At 63.1% G+C, this 18,206-nt stretch carries 17 protein-coding genes; 7 read left to right on the top strand and 10 right to left on the bottom strand.

Going from position 1 to position 18,206, the window contains the following annotated elements; genetic code table 11:
* Positions 1 to 117 precede the first annotated feature (117 nt).
* The 5 genes from lhpI to PQQ95_RS27435 all read right to left on the bottom strand — a co-directional run bounded on the left by lhpI (position 118) and on the right by PQQ95_RS27435 (position 4,498).
* Entirely contained in the window at positions 118 to 1,071 is a 954-nt protein-coding gene (gene lhpI, locus PQQ95_RS27455; RefSeq protein WP_408443093.1) for a bifunctional Delta(1)-pyrroline-2-carboxylate/Delta(1)-piperideine-2-carboxylate reductase, read from the bottom strand.
* Positions 1,072 to 1,110: 39 nt separating this feature from the next.
* Entirely contained in the window at positions 1,111 to 2,118 is a 1,008-nt protein-coding gene (gene lhpH, locus PQQ95_RS27450; RefSeq protein WP_408443089.1) for a trans-3-hydroxy-L-proline dehydratase, read from the bottom strand.
* A gap of 128 nt (positions 2,119 to 2,246) precedes the next feature.
* On the bottom strand, positions 2,247 to 3,347 hold the full coding sequence (locus PQQ95_RS27445; RefSeq protein WP_408443086.1) for a potassium channel family protein: 1,101 nt from the start codon (positions 3,345 to 3,347) through the stop codon (positions 2,247 to 2,249).
* Positions 3,348 to 3,518: 171 nt separating this feature from the next.
* The gene (locus tag PQQ95_RS27440; RefSeq protein WP_408443083.1) at positions 3,519 to 3,770 is read right to left on the bottom strand and encodes a hypothetical protein; all 252 of its coding nucleotides are present in this window, start codon (positions 3,768 to 3,770) and stop codon (positions 3,519 to 3,521) included.
* Between the two features lie 95 nt (positions 3,771 to 3,865).
* The gene (locus PQQ95_RS27435) at positions 3,866 to 4,498 is read right to left on the bottom strand and encodes a cysteine peptidase family C39 domain-containing protein (protein WP_408443081.1); all 633 of its coding nucleotides are present in this window, start codon (positions 4,496 to 4,498) and stop codon (positions 3,866 to 3,868) included.
* Positions 4,499 to 4,705: 207 nt separating this feature from the next.
* Between PQQ95_RS27435 and PQQ95_RS27430 the strand changes: the two genes are divergently transcribed.
* From PQQ95_RS27430 to PQQ95_RS27420, 3 genes are all read left to right on the top strand, one after another.
* Complete coding sequence (locus PQQ95_RS27430) at positions 4,706 to 4,960, top strand: helix-turn-helix domain-containing protein (protein ID WP_408443078.1); 255 nt, start codon at positions 4,706 to 4,708, stop codon at positions 4,958 to 4,960.
* A gap of 2 nt (positions 4,961 to 4,962) precedes the next feature.
* Complete coding sequence (locus PQQ95_RS27425; protein WP_408443075.1) at positions 4,963 to 6,306, top strand: type II toxin-antitoxin system HipA family toxin; 1,344 nt, start codon at positions 4,963 to 4,965, stop codon at positions 6,304 to 6,306.
* A gap of 286 nt (positions 6,307 to 6,592) precedes the next feature.
* A complete protein-coding gene (locus PQQ95_RS27420; RefSeq protein ID WP_408443073.1) occupies positions 6,593 to 7,447 on the top strand; it encodes a helix-turn-helix domain-containing protein in 855 nt (284 codons plus the stop codon).
* A gap of 85 nt (positions 7,448 to 7,532) precedes the next feature.
* Here the strand turns inward: PQQ95_RS27420 and PQQ95_RS27415 are convergent, their stop codons facing one another.
* Together PQQ95_RS27415 and PQQ95_RS27410 are read right to left on the bottom strand one after the other, a co-directional pair.
* Complete coding sequence (locus PQQ95_RS27415; RefSeq protein WP_408443071.1) at positions 7,533 to 9,392, bottom strand: ATP-binding protein; 1,860 nt, start codon at positions 9,390 to 9,392, stop codon at positions 7,533 to 7,535.
* On the bottom strand, positions 9,362 to 9,898 hold the full coding sequence (locus PQQ95_RS27410) for a putative pterin-binding protein (RefSeq protein WP_408443068.1): 537 nt from the start codon (positions 9,896 to 9,898) through the stop codon (positions 9,362 to 9,364). Before PQQ95_RS27410 ends, PQQ95_RS27415 begins: the two co-directional genes overlap by 31 nt.
* Before the next feature lie 282 nt (positions 9,899 to 10,180).
* Here PQQ95_RS27410 and PQQ95_RS27405 point away from each other — a divergent pair, with 282 nt between their 5' ends.
* The gene (locus PQQ95_RS27405) at positions 10,181 to 11,143 is read left to right on the top strand and encodes a phosphoribosyltransferase (protein WP_408443066.1); all 963 of its coding nucleotides are present in this window, start codon (positions 10,181 to 10,183) and stop codon (positions 11,141 to 11,143) included.
* A gap of 9 nt (positions 11,144 to 11,152) precedes the next feature.
* On the opposite strand, the gene PQQ95_RS27400 is transcribed toward PQQ95_RS27405, so the two are convergent.
* On the bottom strand, positions 11,153 to 12,847 hold the full coding sequence (locus PQQ95_RS27400) for an ATP-binding domain-containing protein (protein ID WP_408443063.1): 1,695 nt from the start codon (positions 12,845 to 12,847) through the stop codon (positions 11,153 to 11,155).
* Between the two features lie 244 nt (positions 12,848 to 13,091).
* On the opposite strand from PQQ95_RS27400, the gene PQQ95_RS27395 reads away from it, so the two are divergent.
* Positions 13,092 to 13,718 carry a glutathione S-transferase family protein gene (locus tag PQQ95_RS27395; protein ID WP_408443061.1) on the top strand — a complete coding sequence of 209 codons (627 nt, stop codon included), beginning with the start codon at positions 13,092 to 13,094 and terminating at the stop codon, positions 13,716 to 13,718.
* Positions 13,719 to 13,844: 126 nt separating this feature from the next.
* On the top strand, positions 13,845 to 14,423 hold the full coding sequence (locus PQQ95_RS27390; protein WP_408443058.1) for a Fur family transcriptional regulator: 579 nt from the start codon (positions 13,845 to 13,847) through the stop codon (positions 14,421 to 14,423).
* 110 nt (positions 14,424 to 14,533) lie between these two features.
* Here the strand turns inward: PQQ95_RS27390 and PQQ95_RS27385 are convergent, their stop codons facing one another.
* Both PQQ95_RS27385 and PQQ95_RS27380 read right to left on the bottom strand, forming a co-directional pair.
* Positions 14,534 to 15,046 (bottom strand): response regulator, encoded by a 513-nt coding sequence (locus PQQ95_RS27385; RefSeq protein ID WP_408443055.1) that lies wholly within the window; start codon positions 15,044 to 15,046, stop codon positions 14,534 to 14,536.
* 346 nt (positions 15,047 to 15,392) lie between these two features.
* Positions 15,393 to 16,190, bottom strand: coding sequence for a TetR/AcrR family transcriptional regulator (locus PQQ95_RS27380; protein WP_408443052.1), 798 nt, complete (start codon positions 16,188 to 16,190; stop codon positions 15,393 to 15,395).
* A gap of 75 nt (positions 16,191 to 16,265) precedes the next feature.
* Here PQQ95_RS27380 and PQQ95_RS27375 point away from each other — a divergent pair, with 75 nt between their 5' ends.
* Positions 16,266 to 17,813 (top strand): MDR family MFS transporter, encoded by a 1,548-nt coding sequence (locus tag PQQ95_RS27375; RefSeq protein WP_408443049.1) that lies wholly within the window; start codon positions 16,266 to 16,268, stop codon positions 17,811 to 17,813.
* Positions 17,814 to 18,206 lie beyond the last annotated feature (393 nt).

Here is an 18,206-nt window from a genome sequence, read left to right as displayed (position 1 = left end):
CGCCTATGGTGCAACGTTTTGAGATTGTTTGCACGGCAACATGTGCCGCAGGTTGGCGCAAGATGCCAACCCGAACTGGCGAACCCTAACGCGCCGGGCGCGGCGAACGGGCCGCGATCAGCCGCCTGACAAGGCTTCGCGCGCCACGCGGCAGGCCGCCAGATCCCACGCCGCACAGCCGACGCTTTTGAAAACAATGGGTCGTTTCGACGGTAATAACGCGGCGTTTTCCACCACGGTGGCAATTCCACCGACTTGCGACCAGTCGACACCGGCCTGGATGAAATCACCGGCCTCGTGCCTCGCGCCGGCTTCGTCGTCGACGAATAGCGCGCTGCCTGCGATCGTGCGCGCGCCGATCTCGACCATGGCCGGCGTGAACGCGCCCACGCCGATCACCAGCCGGTCCGCGCGCGCGGCTTCGTCGTAGACGGCCTGCTTGCTGGTGGTCAACGCGATCACCACGTCGATTGAATCGGGCGTGGTCGCATCAGGGTCGGCCAGCGGTTGCAGTTCGCGCACTTTGCCGCCGTGCGCACCGTGCGTGCCATGTGCGGCGCAAAACGCTTCGGCCCGCGCGGGCGCACTGCCCTTCACCCACACGCGTGCGTCGGGAAACAGTTCGCCGATCGCTTCCAGATGATTCGCCGCCTGCGTGCCGGTGCCGATCAGCAGGAATTCACGCGGCCTGGTTGTCGCGAAAGTGCGTACGCCGAGCATCGACATCGCCGCCGTGCGACGCCCGGTCACCGTCGGGCCATCGAGAATGAAGAGCGTCTCGCCGGTGTCGGCGTCGAAGGCCATCACCTGGCCATGGATCGTCGGGATGCCGCGCGGTCTATTGCTCGCGCACACGTTGACCAGCTTGTGGATCGCGAGATCGGGCGCGGTGGCCGGCATCGACAGCATGATGCCGCCGTCGTTGAGCGGCACGACGAGCCGTTCAGGACTCGCGATGCGTTGCTGCGCGTAGTCGATATTCGCGCGCTTCAATGCGTCGACGAGCGTCGCATACGGAATCAGCCGCGCAGTGGCGGCGGCGTCGAAAATCTGCGTGGTCGGGTGCGTCATAAGGGGCTTTTCCTGTCCAGGCAAGTTGATGCGTTCGATTCAGCGCACCAGAAAACCGTAAGTCAACGGATCGCGTTCGTCGACGATCCAGTTTGCAAAACCGTACACGTGCGCATCGCCTTCGATCTCCGTGATCACCGCGTCGAAGCGGTCGAGCTTCGTCTCCGACAACACGCAGCCGCGGAAAATCGTGCCGATCACCGATTCGTTGACCAGCGTCTCGTCGCGTCCCAACTCACCGCGCAAATAGAGTTGTGCGACGCGGCCGGCGGTGCCGGAGCCGGTCGGCGAACGGTCCACTTCCCGGTCGGCGAATACGCAGCAATTGGCCTGCGTGGAGCCGGCGTGACGCGGCGCGTTGTCGATGATCGTGCCGTAGATGTGATTGACTTCCGGAATCAGGGGATGCTCGACCTTGAAGGCCGCGTTGGCCGCGCGTTTGACTTCGTCGCCGAACTGGATCAGCCGATCGATCTCGGCTTCACGCACGTTCAGATCGAAGGGCTTGCCCGACGTGTAGAAATAGAACGCGCCGCCGAAGGCGATATCGCCGCGCACTTCGCCAAAGGTCGGCGTGTGCACCGTCACGTCGCGCTGCCAGATGAACGACGGCACGTTGACGAAGCGCACGTGCCCCGCCTGCTCGCCGTCCCATTGCACGAATGCTTCGATGAAGCCGCACGGCGCGTCAATACCGACGCGCGTTTCCGGTTCGCTGCGCTCGACCCAGCCGAGCGCAGCGGCCGCGGTCGCGAGGGCGATCACGCCATGGCCGCAATGGTCGCTATAACCCTCGTTGTGCACGAAGATCACACCGAAGTCCGCGCCTTCGCTCACCGGCTCCGTCAGATAACCGCCGTACATATCGGCATGGCCGCGTGGCTCGAACATCAACGCACGGCGCAGGTGATCGGCGTGCTCCTTGAGCCACGCGCGCCGCTCAACAATGGTCTTGCCGGGAAACTTCGGCAAGCCGCTCGTGACAATACGAAACGGCTCGCCGGCGGTGTGCACTTCGACCGTGCTGATCATGCGGTTCAGTTTCATGCTGACGGCCTTCCTGCTGGTGGAAAAGGGAAAACGTTAGGGAAAACTTCGGCGCGTGGACCCGGTCGTGCTCCTGGCATCAGGCACTCGCCGCTGGACGCTCCGTTCACGTTCGGCTCGCAGTCGGCTCACGTTTCGGTTTCGTCCACATGGCGCGATGACTGGATCACCATGAGCAAATCCCCTGATTCGATCGGACACGGCGCGTCTTCATAGAACGACAGCATGCGCCCCGCGCGTATCAGTCCGACCACCACTGCGCCCGGCAGCGCATTGCTCCAGCGGCCGACTTCCAGGGCCGTTGCCGGACGTTCCACCAGATTGACACGGCCGCGCGCCGACAGCAGATCGTTGACGAACGGCACGATGTAGTTGCTGCCCACCGCGTCCGCGAGCAGCAGTCCACCGATCTTGGTTGACGATACGATCACATCCGCGCCGGCCTGGCGCAACTGGCGCTGGTAGGTTTGCTCCTGGATCCGCACGACGATCTTCGTGTCCGGCGCGACGCTGCGCACGGTCAGCGTGAGCAGGATCGCGATGGCGTCGTCGCTGACGGCGATGATGACCGCTTTGGCGATGCGCGCCTGCGCCTGCTGCAACAGATCCTCCCGCGCCGGATCGCCGAGCAGGCCTGCCACGCCCAGCGCCGTGGCCGCTTCGAGCGCCGCCTGCTGCGAATCGATGACGACGATCGACTCCGCGGCGAAGCCGCTTTCCAGCAACTCGCGCACCGCGACCGACCCGCTCAATCCGTAGCCGCACACCACGACGTGATCGCGCAACTGTTTTTGCAAGCGTTTCATACGGAATTCCTCGATGACGCGTTGAATGACGAACTGATAAGCGGTGCCCAGAAACACGAACCAGATAACGATACGGATCGGCACGATGAAGAAGGCGTCGATGAGGCGCGCACGGGCGGTGACCGGCACGATATCGCCATAACCGACGGTGGCGACGGTGACCATCGTGAAGTACATCAGGTCGACGATGCCGAGCACCTTGCGGTTGGCGTCGCGCAGGCCGTCACGGTCGAGATAGAGCACGGCGAAGGCGAGCACGCACAGGCCGAGCACGAGGTAGATACGCCGCAGCAGCACGCGCTGCGGCGAGGCCGCGGGGCGCGTAAACAGCGTACGGGCGCGCGGCGCCTGCCAGGGCGTGCGGGCACGGCGCGGCAGGCGAAAGCGTGGCGGGCGTGGCTGCGGGTGTGGCTGGTCAGACACGCGGCTACTCCGGGAATCGGGACAAGCGATTCTACGACGCCCGGCGCGCCGTGGGGCCGGATCGTGGGATCGTGGGATCGTGGGATCGCCGGATCGCGGGAACGCGGGAACGCGGCTGCAGCCGGGAATTAGCGCAACTCACTGAAAAGCAGCGGCGCGCCGCCGCTGCGTTCATTGCGAGGCGGCTTTGGCATCGTCTTTCTTGCCACCCTTGAACATCGCACGGCACGCCGGACTGAGTTCGTCGAGGTGCTGTTTCATGCAGGCGGTGATTTTTTCCTTGTTCGGAATGTCGGTGGCGCAGAAATGCATCGCGTCGCCGCGGCAGGCCTTGGCCTGATCGTCCTCGGTGGCCGCATGCGCTGCGGTGACGGCGCCGAGCGCGACGAGGCTGGCGGCAAGCACGGCATAGGTTCGCTTCATGACGGGTTCCGGTATCGCAAAAGTCGGTATGAAGCTCCTCAGCAGAAAACGGGCCCGATCAGTACGCTTGCCGTGCGGCTTGCCTGCTGCGGCGTCTAGCCCACCATGCGGGTGAGCGTCATGCCACGCCCTGCATAGAAACGCGCCATGGTTGCGAACGGCAGATAGACATCCGCCTGGTGAGGCGCAATACCCGATGGATTATGAAACCATACGCCATCGCGATCGCGCCCGTGCAGCAGGATCAGATGCCCGCCCTGGCGCTGATTCGGCCGCTCCGGATAGCGGATCTCGGGGCTCACCGAGACGATCGCCAGCGTGTCGCCGTCGATGCGCGCGGCGATCTCTTCGAGCGGCGCCTGCGGCAGCACCTCGACCTGAATGCCGAATGCCTCGCCGATCCAGTCGGCGAACGGCCGGTAGATCAAGCCGTCGACGCCGCCGTCATCGCGCAACCGGTACACGCCGTGGCGCAACGCTTCATCCAGCAACGCGGCGCGCGGCGCGTGTTCGATGCGCCAGTAGTCGAGTGCGGATTCGAGGCAGGTCAGACCGCACAGGCGTTTGGCCCAGAAACGGTAACGTTCCGGGTCAGCAAAACCGCTGCGCTGCCAGTCCGGATCGTCGCATGGGTCGCCCTGTTGTTCGACGATATGGCGCACCCATTCGGGGCTGCCCCATTGCGTGTGATACGGCACCTCGGTATGGCGTAGTGTCGGTCGGTTCATCGGTTGCGCGGAGTCGGTAGAAAATATTTTCACAGCATGCTACCCGGCCGTCCCGCCAGCGGGACACGCAAACGGAATTTATTCGTCATGCAGATATTTGCCATTTATTCGCCAGACAGATATTTGTCGAATATGCGTCACACGAATATTTGACAAATATCCGTGTGACGCATAAAGTGCATTTATTCGTTACGCGGATAATTTACCATGATCCACCTCGTCGCCTCGCCTGACCAGATGGCCCAACTGCTGGCGGCCGGCCGGCGCCAGGCCGGCTTCACGCAGGCCGAAGCCGCCGCACGCATCGGCGTCAGCCAGAGCCGCATCTCGGCGCTGGAAACCGACGCCACCGCCCTCACCCTCGCCCAATTACTGGCGCTGTGCGGCGCCTACGGCCTGCAATTGCAGGTGCGCGACAAAAACCAGCCGGTGCCTGAACCGGCGCCTTTGATCGAGTGGTAAGCATGGGCCGTCAAACTCATTCGCGGGCGCTTTCGGTATGGGCTAACGGCGAGCGCGTCGGCGTCTGGCGTCTGCCCACCCGCGGCCCCATGGAGTTCGCCTACGATCCCGCATGGGTCGCCTCGCCCGCGGGCCGGCCGCTTTCGCTCTCACTACCGTTTACGCCCAGCAATGTGACGCACAAAGGGCCACGGGTACTCAACTATTTCGACAATCTGCTACCCGACAGCGAGGCGATCAGAAAGCGCATCGCCCAGCGCTACCAGACCGATACGCTCGATGCGTTCGACCTGCTGCAAGCCATCGGCCGCGATTGCGTGGGCGCGGTTCAGTTGCTGGCCGTTGACGACGCGCCGGCCGGCGTCGAACGGATCGAGGGCACCCCGCTCTCCGACAGCGAGATCGAAACCATGCTGGCGCGCACCGTCAGCACGCCCGCCCTTGGCGCCGCCGACGACGCGGACGATTTCCGCATCTCGCTCGCCGGCGCGCAGGAGAAAACCGCCCTGCTGTGGCACGACGGCAAGTGGCAACGCCCGCATGGCGCCACGCCCACCACGCATATTTTCAAACTGCCGCTTGGGCTGGTCGGCAACAAACTCGCCGACCTCAGCACCTCGGTCGAAAACGAATGGCTGTGCCTGCGGATTTTGCGCGCCTATGGCTTGCCGGTGGCCAACACCGAGATCATGACTTTCGGCAAGCAGCGCGTGCTGAGCGTCGAACGCTTCGACCGGCAATTGCATTCGAGCGGCCAATGGCTGCTGCGCCTGCCACAGGAAGACTTCTGCCAGGTGTACGGCGTGCCCTCGCATCGCAAGTACGAAAACGAAGGCGGTCCGGGCGTCCTGGACCTCGCGCGGATTCTCCAGCAATCGGTGTCGGCGCAACAGGACATCGAGACGCTGCTGGCCAGCCAGATTCTCTTCTGGATGCTGGCGGCGCCGGACGGCCACGCCAAGAACTTCAGCATTCGCCTGCTGGCGGGCGGCCAGTACCGCCTGACGCCGCTTTACGACGTCATGTCGATCTGGCCAGTGGAAGGCAGCGGCCCGAACCAGTGGTCATGGTTCAAGGCCAGGCTCGCCATGGCAATGTGGTCGCGCAGCAAACACGACGCCTTTCGCGACGTGCAGCGGCGCCACTTCAATACCATGGCGCTGAGATGCTCATACGGTGCGAACGCCGAGCCGTTGATCCAGAGGCTGATCGAACAGACACCGGAGGTCATCGCCCGGGTCTCGGCCGAATTGCCCGAGCGCTTTCCGGGCAAGGTCGCCGAGCGGATTTTCAAAGGTCTGAAAAACTCAGCGGCCAGGCTCGACAAGATGCCGCCGGCGCAATGACGCATGAGAAAAAATTCAATCGGAATTACTTACAGATTCCGTCCGGTTAATCGGTAAAATACATCCAATGCTAAAAGCATAAACGGATCGCCGAATTTGTTTGTTCGCATCTCGCACCGACAGATTCGGCGGCGGTCATACCGAAACTCAGGCCGTGAAACTTTTTACTGTACATTTGCTGTCCCCTGTGTAGCCGCCTCAATACGCATCCAATGTGCATGGGCGCGCCGCGCGCGCCGTATCGCATGCCCCAGCCACCCTTCAAGAAGGCAGATCTTCGCGCAGTATGACCAACGAAACACACTCACCTGACTCCATTGCCGTCGCCGAGCGCGTGCGCGAGTTGATGAGCCGGCATGGAATCGGCAAACGCCAGCAAACCACTGAGCTATGCCGCATCCTCGATCTGAGTTTTTCGCAGGGGCACCGCAAGCTGCGCGGCAACAGTCCGTGGACCCTCTCGCAGATCAAGAAGGTGGCCGAGGTGTTCGGCGAACCTGCCGCTCAGCTATTCGGCGCACAGTCGCTCGATCCGGGCATGGTCGGCGCCATCGCCCAGGAGGCGGTGTTCTGCGTCGGCCCGCTCGAGCTGGCTTGCACCGCGTGGGTCGGCGCCGCGCTCGAACCGGGCAGCCGCCCTGAATTCGTCGCGTATTCGAAGTTGGGCCAATGGCGCGTGGCGCGTCACGACGGCACGCTTTACCAAAGCGCGTACGAAGTCCACAAGATCGAGATCTATCCGCGCCGTGCCGAAACCGACAAGCCGACCATCGCCGTGGTCGACGACGATCGTGCCTCCGCCGACAACCTGCGCGATTATCTCGAGCGCAGCGGTTTCGCAGCGGTGGCGATTTACGGCCTCGCGGCATTCACCGAACAACTGCAAACGCAGATCTTCGACGGCATCGTGATCGACTGGCTGTTCGGCTCGCAAACCTCGGCGGCGGCAATCCGCGCGGTGCGGGCGTCGGAGAATCCGGACGCGCCGATTTTCGTGCTGACGGGCGAATTGCTGACCGGCAAGGCCAGCGAATCGGAAATCAGCGAGGTGATTCGCAATTATGACGTTGCATGCTATGAAAAGCCGGCACGCATGGCGATCCTGGTCGCCGATCTGTCCAAGCGTCTCAACCGGCCTTGACGTCGACCTTGGCGCGCCGGCAAGCGGCTGACGGTGCGTGCTCAGGTTGAGCACGCCTCCATCTGCGTTGCCCCAAGGCGTCTCGTTACGCCGTATGCCGCGAAGCCAAAGCACGCTGCAACGCGCTGCGCAGCTCCTCGTAATGTACCGGCTTTAATAACGCGTCGAAGAACGGCTGCGAGCCGGCCTCTCCCCCTTCCCCTGACGCGCTCCTCACGCGATCCGCCTCTGGCGCATATGCACTCACCACGATCACCGGAACCCCCGACGACGGCCCGCTGCGTGCCGCAAAATCTGCGAGGAAGGTATAACCGTCACGATCCGGCATATGCAGATCGAGCAACACCACGTCACAGCGACGCGCGTCGAGCCACGCGAGCGCATCGTCGGCATTGGAGACCGCGTGCGCGTCGAAATCCATGTGCGCGATCATTTCGCTGAGCGACTCGCGAATCAACCGGTTGTCGTCGACGATCAACACGCACGGACGCGCGCCGCCCGGTTCGGCGCGCGCGGCCACGCCAGGCGCCGCGGTGGCCACGACCGGCGTAACCGGAATCGTCACCGTAAAGATCGTGCCCTCGCCCACTGTGCTCGCCACTTCGACAGTGCCGCCGAACAACCTGACCAGCCCCTGCACGATCGTGAGCCCCATCCCCGCGCCCTCGAAGCGGCGCGTGCGCGACGCGTCCAGTTGCGTGAACTCCTGGAAAATCAGCGGAATCTGCGCATGCGGCACGCCCGGCCCCGTATCACTGACGACGAAGATCAGCACCGCCGGCCGCTGTTTCAGTTGCACGCGCACCGTGCCGGTTTCGGTGTAACGGATCGCGTTGGTCACCAGGTTGTTGACGATCTGGCGGATACGATGCGGATCCGAATCGACGAGACCGCTCATGCCGCTCGCCTCGCTCTCCAGCTTGAGGCCGCGCGCGGCCGCTGACATCGCGTGTTCGTCGACGATCGAGGCCAGCAGTTCGCGCGGCTCGAAATGCTCGTGACGCAGTTCGAGCTTGCCGGCGCCGAGCCGTGCATAGTCGGTCAGGTCTTTCATCTGCGCTTCCAGATGCCGCCCCGCGGTTTCGAGGCGCTGGATGACCTTGCGGTCGGCCTCGGAGTGATAGTTGAAGCCCAGCAATTCGATCGACGACACGATCGCGTGCAAGGGCGTGCGCAATTCGTGGCTGATCATGCCGAGAAACGCGTCTTTCGCGAAACTCGCCTCGCGCGCCGCGCGGCTCGCCTGATGCTCCGCTTCGAGCGCCGCGTGCTGCTGACGCATCAGGCGCGTGCGGCGCCGGCCATTGAACACCAGCAGCGTGGTCGCGGCCGCCGACAGCAACAGCAGCAACAGGCCGCCCGCGAACAGCATGCGGCGCTTGTCGATGAAATCGCGGTTCATCGCCTCACGGTCGGCTACGTCGGCGAAACGGCGGCTCAGCGCGAGATCGTTGACCTCGTTCCAATGCTGGCGCAGCGCCGCGACGATCTGATCGGCGCGGCTGCGATCCTTCGGCAACGCAGCCACTTCAGGTTGAATTCCGTCCAGCAAATGATCGAGCGACTGGATTTCCTCCTGTTGGCGTTGCAGCAGCGCGAGCTGCGTGGTCAGCCGTTGTGTCGAGCCGGCCATGACGTGCAGCTTCGATTGCAGCAACTGGTAGCGCAGCATGAGCCGCGGATAGTCGTCGTCGACGCCGGACTGGTACAGCAGCAACTGGTTCTCGAAACGCGCATAGGCGATCTGCAGCTGCGCGGCGTCCCAGTAGAAGCCATCGTATTGACCGGTCAGCTGTTCGGTGGCGCGCGGATTGAGCAGGTTCGCGTACAGCAGATAGCCGATCGCGCCTGCCGGCGCCGCAAGCGCGGTCAGCCAGATCAGCACATAGAGGACACGACGCCAGGGGCGCCGCGTTATTTGACGATGAGTGCCTTGATCTGCCATACGAATTTCGAATCGCCCGCCGCACCCATGAGTTCATCGGGGAATACGTCGCGCGGATAAATAAGAAACAGCGGCCCGAAGTCGCTGATCTTCAGGCGCCGGCCGTTCATGCTGTACGCAACGACCACGCCGTAGCGATCGCAGTCCGACACCGGAATGGTGTACGTATAGTCGTCGAGCGTATGGATCTCGACTGCGCTGCCGGATGCGCCGACTGTCTTCAGGATATCCGCGAGCAGCGGTCCTGTGAAGGTGGAACGCGGGGTCCACGTGGTGGCGGTCGTAATCGAATGCGCCGGCAGCGCGAGCAATTGTGCCTCGGTGAAGTGATACAGCTGATGCGCCGCGTCGTTGGTCCTGCTGATCTTGCCCCTCACGTCGAGCGACAACGGCAACGACTCTGCCTGCGCCTGCGCCTGCATGCTCCATGCGGCGAGAGCGAGGATCACACCCAATCCCCACCATGCGCCCTTCCTGTCATTCACCGCTACGCTTACCTTGGTCATCTGTTTGGCTTTTCCATCGTTTGTTATTTTTGTGGACCGCTACGCTGCATCGGCACGATCTGCCCGCGAACCTGCTGCATGCTTCTCCGGCCGCAGCATGGGTCTTTGCCGCACGCCCGTCCGGCGACGCGCGTCACCTCGACGCGCGACACTGAAGCGCAGGCATAATATCGCCAAATCTGTTTGTCTCAAAAACGGGGAACTGTCGTTGCGCTTTGCCGTACGCCGCTTTCCGTCTACGGGACACCTGCCCTACGTGCGCATTGCGACGCCTCAAGAGTCATGAACAAGCCGGTTTTGCCCCTGACGTACGAACAACTCGATCACTGGATCGAATCGCTGCAACCCGCCTTGCTGGCGGAGCGTTTCACGATGGCAATCGGCATTCTGCGTGGCGGCGCGCCGCTTGCGCTGATGGTGTCGCATGCGGCCGGCACGCCGGTCGCATTTCTGCGTTACGACCGCCAGTCGCGCAGCGTCGCCTGGGATTCGACGCTGCCGATCCCGTCCGCAGGTTCGAAAGTGCTGCTGTGCGAAGACATTGCGGGGCGCGGTTTCACGTTGACCGATTGCATCGCGTTCCTTCAGCAGCATGGTCTCGACGTCAGGACGCTGACCGCCGCCGTCGACGACCTGAGCCGCACGCAACCCAACTACGCGATCGACGCCCGCGGCTACTTCGCGCTGTTTCCGTGGGAGCGGCACGCCTACACCGAGCGTTATCGCGAGGACTGGGAGCGCGTCGAAGCGGGGGCCGCCCAGGCGGGCGCCGCGCCCGCCATGGCCGACGATCACGAATATGCCACTTACGCGATCGACCTCGACGGCATTCTGCTACCCGACGTGCCGCTCGCGCGCTACGACGAGGATCTGGCCGCGGCGCTCGCCGAACGCGACGCGCTGCTGCCGTTCGAGGTGCTGCCGGGCATCGATCTGCCACGCGTGCGCACGATCATCACCGGCCGGCCGGAAGTGGATCGCGCGCGCACCGAAGCGTGGCTCGCGCGGCACGGTTTCGGTCATATGCAACTGGTGATGCGCACGCCCGGCACTCACGACGAAAGCGCCGCCGGCGCCGCCGCTCACAAGGCTGCGGCGGCGTTGCGCGGCGGTGTCACGCATTTTGTCGAGAGCGATCCGGTGCAGGCGCTGCTGATCGCCCAGCAGGCGCCGTTGCTGCGCGTGATCTGGTGGGACGCGCGTACGCAAACGGGGATATTGGTGGGCGCGCGCGCGTGGACGTGAGCGGAGCGGCTAGGCTTCTTTCGCCTCTTTGATTTCCTTGACCTCTTTGCCATCACGCAGATGCAAATGCGCGGCGGCCCGCTGCGAAGCGACGATGATCAGCTTCATCGTCGCACGCGTGGCGCCGACGAACAGCTTGCGTGCAATCCGCTCGTCGAACCTGTCGAAATCGACTTCCGTGAGGATCACGCACGGCGCCGCCTGTCCCTTGAAGCGGTAGATCGACTCGAACAGCACGTCCCCTTCGCGATACGCCGGGTTACCGAACAGATCGTATTTACCCGTGAAACTGCGCAGCCGATGCGGTCCGAGATGATCCTGCCCGGTCATCGCCGAGCCTTCGCGGCCGCGAAACGACAGCACGGCAATGTCCTGCTTGCGAAAGCCGAGCGACAAGGCCTGCGTGATCGCCCGCTTGGTGGCCTCGATGCTGCCTTCGGCGGCATTCGCTTCGTCGTAGACGGAGAGCGAAATATCGGAGCCGTCGAACGGACTGCCCGACGCCAGAGCCGCCGCGACGGGCACCGAGGCGCCGACCACGTCGCGCACATAGTCGAGAATGTCGCGCGGACTGCGGTAGTTGGTAGTCTCTTTCAGCGTAGTCCAGCCGGACAGCTCGACCGGCTCGCGCATATACAGATTCTGCAGCGGATCTTCGAGCCACCACCATGCTGCCCCCGGCCGCAACAGGCGCTCTAGCGCGGCCACCCACGGCTCCTGGAAATCCTGCCCTTCGTCGACGATCAACACGTCGAATTGCCAGCGCGCGTCGATCGGCGTTTCGGCGAAAGTCGTTTCAAGCTGATTGAACACGTCGCCGGACTGGAAATCCGGCTCACGGCCCACGTCGCGCGCGATCCAGTCGCATAGCTGGTGATAGTTCGCCACCTTGGCCTCAGGCGGCGCAACGCGCGCAATGTGATCCGCGAGCGGCCGGTTGAAACACACGTACAAAGGCCGCTGGCCGCGCGCCACGGCGTCCTTCATCACCTGCACCGCCAGTTGTGTCTTGCCGGAACCGGCCGTGCCGATCACGCGCAGCCGGAACGGCGAAAACTCGAGCCGTCGCGCCCAGGTCGCGAGGCCGCCGGCCAGACGCGTGACGAGCGTGCCGGCCTGGCCGACCAGCGCGCTGGCGTCGGGCGTCAGCGAGAGTTCGTCGGCGAGAAAGTGGTGGATTTTCGGTGCGCAGGCAAGGCGCGGCTCGTCGGCCGGCAAGGCTTCGCGAATGATCGCTGCAAGCCGCTCCTTACGCGTCGCGTCGACGATCCGCGCGGGATTCACGCCGGCAATCGCCGCGTCCTTGACGATGTGATCCGGGCAATACAGCAGTTCTTCGATGAAATAGGTGCCCGCGCCGAACGCCGCGGTGAAGCGCCGGTGCAGCGTTTCGACGGTGTGCGCGAGCGCGATCGCCACATTGCGTTCCGTCTGAAGATAGACCTTGACGAGCCCCTTGGGCGTTTCGCGCAGAAAACCGGTTTTCTGCTCGACGATCATCACGCGCCCGGCCGGGCTGACGATCACGAAGTCGGCCTCGCCGAACACCGAGAAGTTCTGGTTCAGGCGGGTCCAATGCACGCCGTGATAGACGGTGTAGCCATCGGGAAGCGCTTCTTCCAGCAACGCAAGGGTTTCGCGTTCGCGTGCCGCCGCGCCGGTGGCGGCGAAGCTCTTCCAGTCGTCGGGGACAATGCGGGCCATGCGGTGCCTCGTCGTATTCGGGTGCGCTCATTGTACGCAACGCCCGCGTGTTGCCGGCGTGGCGTATTGGGCGGCACGCGGGGTTGCATGGGCAAAGCGCGTCGTCAACGCTTCGGGCAAGCTTTCAAGTAACGATTACCGGCTGCCGGCACGCAAATCCATGCGCATCGTGTATCGTTACTGGCTGAACGCCGCGCGCCAGGCGCGGCTTGCCAACTGTCAATATAAAGAAAGGATTGACCGGATGATCACGATCTGGGGACGCACCAATTCAGTCAACGTACAGAAAGTCTTGTGGTGTTGCGACGAACTGGTGCTGCCATACGAACGCATCGACGCGGGCCTGCAATTCGGCCGCAATAACGAGCCCGACTATCTGGCCATGAACCCGACCGGTAAAATTCCGACGCTGGTCGACGATGACTTCGTGCTGTGGGAATCGAACTCGATCCTGCGCTATCTGGTCTTGCAATACGACGAATCGAACCTCCTGTATCCGTCCGATCCGAAGCTGCGCGCCAGCATCGACCGCTGGCTCGACTGGTCGCTCACCACGCTGCAACCCGCGGAAAAACCGGTGTTCTGGGCCCTCGTGCGTACGCCGGCCGCAGACCGCGACGCCAACAAGCTCGCCAGCGACTTCGGCGCGGTCACGTTGCTGTGGCGCCTGCTGGACAATCATCTGCAAGGCCGCTTCTTCCTCGAAGGCGAGAAGTTCACGCTCGCCGATATCGTGATCGGGGCGTACGCGAAACGCTGGTTCGGGCTGGACGGCGTCGAGCGTCCGCCGCTGCCGAATCTGGAGCGGTGGTACTCGCGGATTGCGACGCGCCCGGGTTTCAAGAAATACGTTGATTTCCCGCTGACGTAAGCCCTTGGGGTAAGCCCTTGACGTAAGCCTCTGAGCGGGCCCATGCCTCGCCGCTGCGCCCAGCCGCGGGCGGCAGGCTCAACGCACAGCGGCACAGCCAGGCACGATGGCCTTTATAATCGACGCATGAAGACCGCCAAGCCCGCCGCGACCACCGAGAAAGCCACCCCTGCCGCCTCCGCTCATCATCATGAGCCGGGGCATTTGCATGGTGGGCACGGTAAATCGCAGGAAGCCGCACTGACTCTCGCGGACGAATATTGCCGCGAACGCGGCGAAAAACTCACGCCGATCCGCCGTAAAGTGCTCGAATTGCTGCTGAATTCCGGGCGCGCCACCAAAGCTTATTCGCTGCTCGACGACATGCGCCAGATCCACCCCGGCTCGGCGCCGCCCACGGTTTACCGGGCGCTGGACTTTCTGCTCTCGGCAGGGCTCGTGCACCGAATCGAATCGATCAATGCGTTCACCGTCTGTCACGACCTGACGCAATGCCAGCACGGCATTCTGGTGGTTTGCCAGCAATGCGGCAACGTCACCGAGCTGCATCAGCCGAAGCTGCGCCAGGCGCTCGTCGCTCAAATAGAAGACGCGGGTTACCGCCTTGCCAGCGATGAAATCGAATTGAAGGGATTGTGTTCCGCCTGTCAGGCAGTGGAAGCGGCCAGCGCCAGTGCTGCTGCACCTGTCGCCGCGGCCAAATGACAACGACGCCCGCAATCGGAATCGCATCCTGATTGCAGGCCGTTTCAGCAGACCAAAGCGTGCCCTGCACGGCTCTGCGGCAAGAAACCGCCGTCCGGCCGCCGAACCTCTCAGCCCGCCGCGCGAGCGTCGATCGCGTCGTGCAGCAATGTCACGAGGTCTTCGGGCAATGCCGGCTTGGTCATGAAATGCTGGAAGCCTTCGCCGATGCTGCGTAAGCGGTAAGCATCGTCGGTATGGCCCGTGAGCGCCACGGCCACCGAAGGCGCGTGGTCACCGCGAATCTCGTGATCGCGCAGCCGCTGGATCAGATAAAAGCCATCCATGGCAGGCAAGTCGAGGTCGCACACCACGGCGTCCGGCAACAGCCGCAGCGCCGCTTCGACGCCCTCTTCCGCATCCGCCACGGCGACGACATGCGCCCCTTCCGCCTCGAGTAACAAGGCCAGTGATTCCCGGCTATCCGGGTCGTCTTCGACGAGCACGATCGTGGCCTGATCGAGTCTCAATGCTCCGTTCATGTTCTGTTGTTGCTCTAAAAAACCGGTTAGGCCGTCAGACGCGGCCAACGTATCGTCTTGCTGTTTGCCGCTGATTTGCGCTGCTGCGGTATGGCTGTTCATGGTTCCGACTCGATTTCAGGCGTCGAGTTGCATGCAGGCCCGCGATTGTAGAACATGGCCTGGGCGCAACGCGTGCGCACAGTAACGCGCCAAAATTGCACGCCGATGAAAAATCGGCCCTCGGCCCCATTGCACTGGCTGACCGATGCCGACACCCGATTCGCCGTAGCGGCTGATGCAAACCCATGTCTACCGCCTTGCCCGCCCCAGCGTCTGTTCTGACATTCATGTTCTGTTGCGACGCCGGCGCTGTTGCATCTCTTGCGCGGCGTTCATGTCCACTTCTAGGTAGCACGTTGCGTGCCGCGGCGGCTTCGTGAGTTTTGCTGTTGCGTCAGCGGGGGCGTCAGTTCGCTTTGCCGGGACCGGGACCGACGCCCTGCACCAGCAAGGCAACCGCATGCCGCGCAATTTCTTCGCTGCCGATATTGCGCCGCGCGGGATCGTTACGCCACAGCTTCGAGGCAGCCAACGGCAGAATCGTCATACCCAGCAGCGTGACGAACACCAGCGACGGCTCCAGCCCGGCATTCAGGCGACCTTCCTTCTGCCAGCGCGCGATGGCTGACAGCGACGCCTTCTGATTCGTATCGCCGAACCGTTCATGCATGCGCTGGCGCAGCAGGCCGCCGTCGCTGATCACTTCGCGCACCCACAGCGATGGAAACCACGGATGGTCGCTCGCCGTCTTCACCAGACGCTGCGTGAGTTGCGTGATGGCTGCCACCGGGTCGTCGGGATGTTCCTGAAACGGCACGCCAAGCCCTGCGCGCAGCGGAGCGAAACGCTCATCGATCAACACGTCGAGCAGCTGATCGCGCGTCTTGAAGTAGTAATGCATCATCGCGGGCGTGAAACCCGCCTCGCGGGCAATTTCCCCGAGCGTGGTGTCGACGATGCCCTGCCGCGCGAACAAGGCGAGCGCGGCGTCCAGCAGACGGCTGCGCTGCTCCGGGCCGCGCGCCGAACCCGATGGCCTTCCGGGGCGACGCGTGGACGCAGGCGGCGGCGCGGAATCTGGAGCGTCAGTAGAATCGCTCACTACGACTGACGCCGCCGGTTTCGACAGCCTGCGTGCCTTCACAGCGGCCGCACTGCGCGGCGCGCGTTTCACTTCCCGGTCATCTGACGGAATCCTTGCCATTGCATTCAATTTGACGAGTGACGCGATGTCGCATATATTAATCTCTGAATTAATTAATTTCAACACCGTGGCGCCATGGAACAATCGACAACGACTCAACCCGCCGGACTGACGCGGCCCGATGCGCAACCCGAAGCGCAATCCGGCCCGCAGGCCACCGGCCACCCGCCGATCCGGTTGCTGTTTCCGGCGCTGCTGCTGGTCATGCTGCTCGCCGCGCTCGATCAGACGATCGTCTCGACGGCGCTGCCGACTATCGTCGGCGAACTCGGCGGCCTCAACAACCTCTCGTGGGTGGTCACCGCCTACCTGCTCAGCTCGACCATCGTTGTGCCGCTGTATGGCAAATTCGGCGATCTGTTCGGCCGCAAGATCGTGCTGCAGACGGCGATCGTCGTGTTCCTCGTCGGCTCCGCGCTGTGCGGCATCGCCCAGAACATGACGCAGTTGATCATGCTGCGCGCGCTGCAAGGGCTCGGCGGCGGCGGTCTGCTAGTCGTGACGATGGCCGCCATCGCGGACGTGATTCCGCCGGCTGAACGCGGCCGCTTCCAGGGTGTATTCGGCGGCGTGTTCGGTCTCGCGACAGTGGTCGGGCCGCTGCTCGGCGGCTTTCTCGTCGAGCACCTGTCATGGCGCTGGATTTTCTACATCAACCTGCCGCTTGGCATTATCTCGCTGGCTGTCATCGGTGCGGTCTTCAAACCGCACGTGCGGCATGTGAAGCACACCATCGACTACATGGGCGCCGCGTTTCTCGCAGGCGCGCTCACCTGCATCATCCTGTTCACGAGCCAGGGCGGCACGATTCTGCCGTGGTCGTCGCCGCAGTTGTGGTTCACGCTGGGGATGGGGCTGGTAGCGATCTGGGGCTTCATCCACGAAGAGCGCACTGCCGTCGAACCGATCATGCCGCTCGAGCTCTTCAAACAGCGGACGTTTTTGCTGAGCAGTCTGATCGGCTTCATCATCGGCGTGTCGCTATTCGGCTCGGTCACGTTCCTGCCGCTGTATTTGCAAGTGGTCAAAGGCTCGACGCCGACCGAAGCCGGCATGCAGATGCTGCCGATGATGGGCGGTCTGTTCGTGATGTCGATGGTGACCGGGCGCCTGATCAGCAAGATCGGCAAGTACCGCATGTTCCCGATCGCCGGCACGTTCCTCGTGGCCATCGCCATGCTGCTGCTCGCACGCCTGCAGATCAACACACCCATTCGTGTGATGTATATCGACATGGGCATTCTCGGCTTCGGCCTCGGCATGGTGATGCAGGTGCTGATTCTCGCCGTGCAAAACACGGTCGAGTTCAAGCACATGGGTGTTGCCACGTCGGGAGCCACGCTGTTCCGTTCGATCGGCGGCTCGATCGGCGTCGCCAGTTTTGGTGCGGTGTTTTCGAACGGCCTCGCCGCGCGTCTGGAAAAACTGATTCCGCCCGACACCGAATTGCCGCACACGCTCGGACCGGCAGCCATCCACCAGTTGCCTGAAGCATTGCGCGACGATTATCTGCAAGCGTTTGCCGGTGCATTGCACACGGTGTATCTGTCGGCGGCCTGCGTCGTCGTGCTGGCCTTTGCACTTGCATGGTTTCTGAAGGATCATCCGCTGCGCAAGCACTGATCCGGCATCCCGTTTCCAACAAACGTTTTCTGCAAACGCTTGATGAAGAGGTCGAACGCCGCGCGCTTCGACCTCGCTCTGTTTTCATCGCGACCATTTCGTTCCATTTCGTTCTGCCAATTCCGCCATCGCTCCATTTGCTTCGTCGCCTGTGCGCTAGGACGGCACAAGCGATATGAAAAAAATCATCGGCCCATTCGTCCTACCGACATATGCAGTGTTTCGTCGTACCTACAAATGTGCTCACCGTATATAAAGTAGGTAAGAACGTCGATTGACGTTCTCATTGAAACGCCACATATTGCAATCAGCGGCACCGCAAGCGAGGACTTGCGTCCCAGGATTCTTCAGCGCATGTCGATCGTGGTTTCCGCGGACATTACGCCTGCGTCA

Origin of the sequence: Paraburkholderia caffeinilytica (assembly GCF_046030355.1) — a bacterium.
Classification (GTDB): domain Bacteria; phylum Pseudomonadota; class Gammaproteobacteria; order Burkholderiales; family Burkholderiaceae; genus Paraburkholderia; species Paraburkholderia caffeinilytica_B.
Note: the sequence above shows the minus strand (reverse complement) of the source record. Positions and strands in the feature narration are given on the sequence as shown.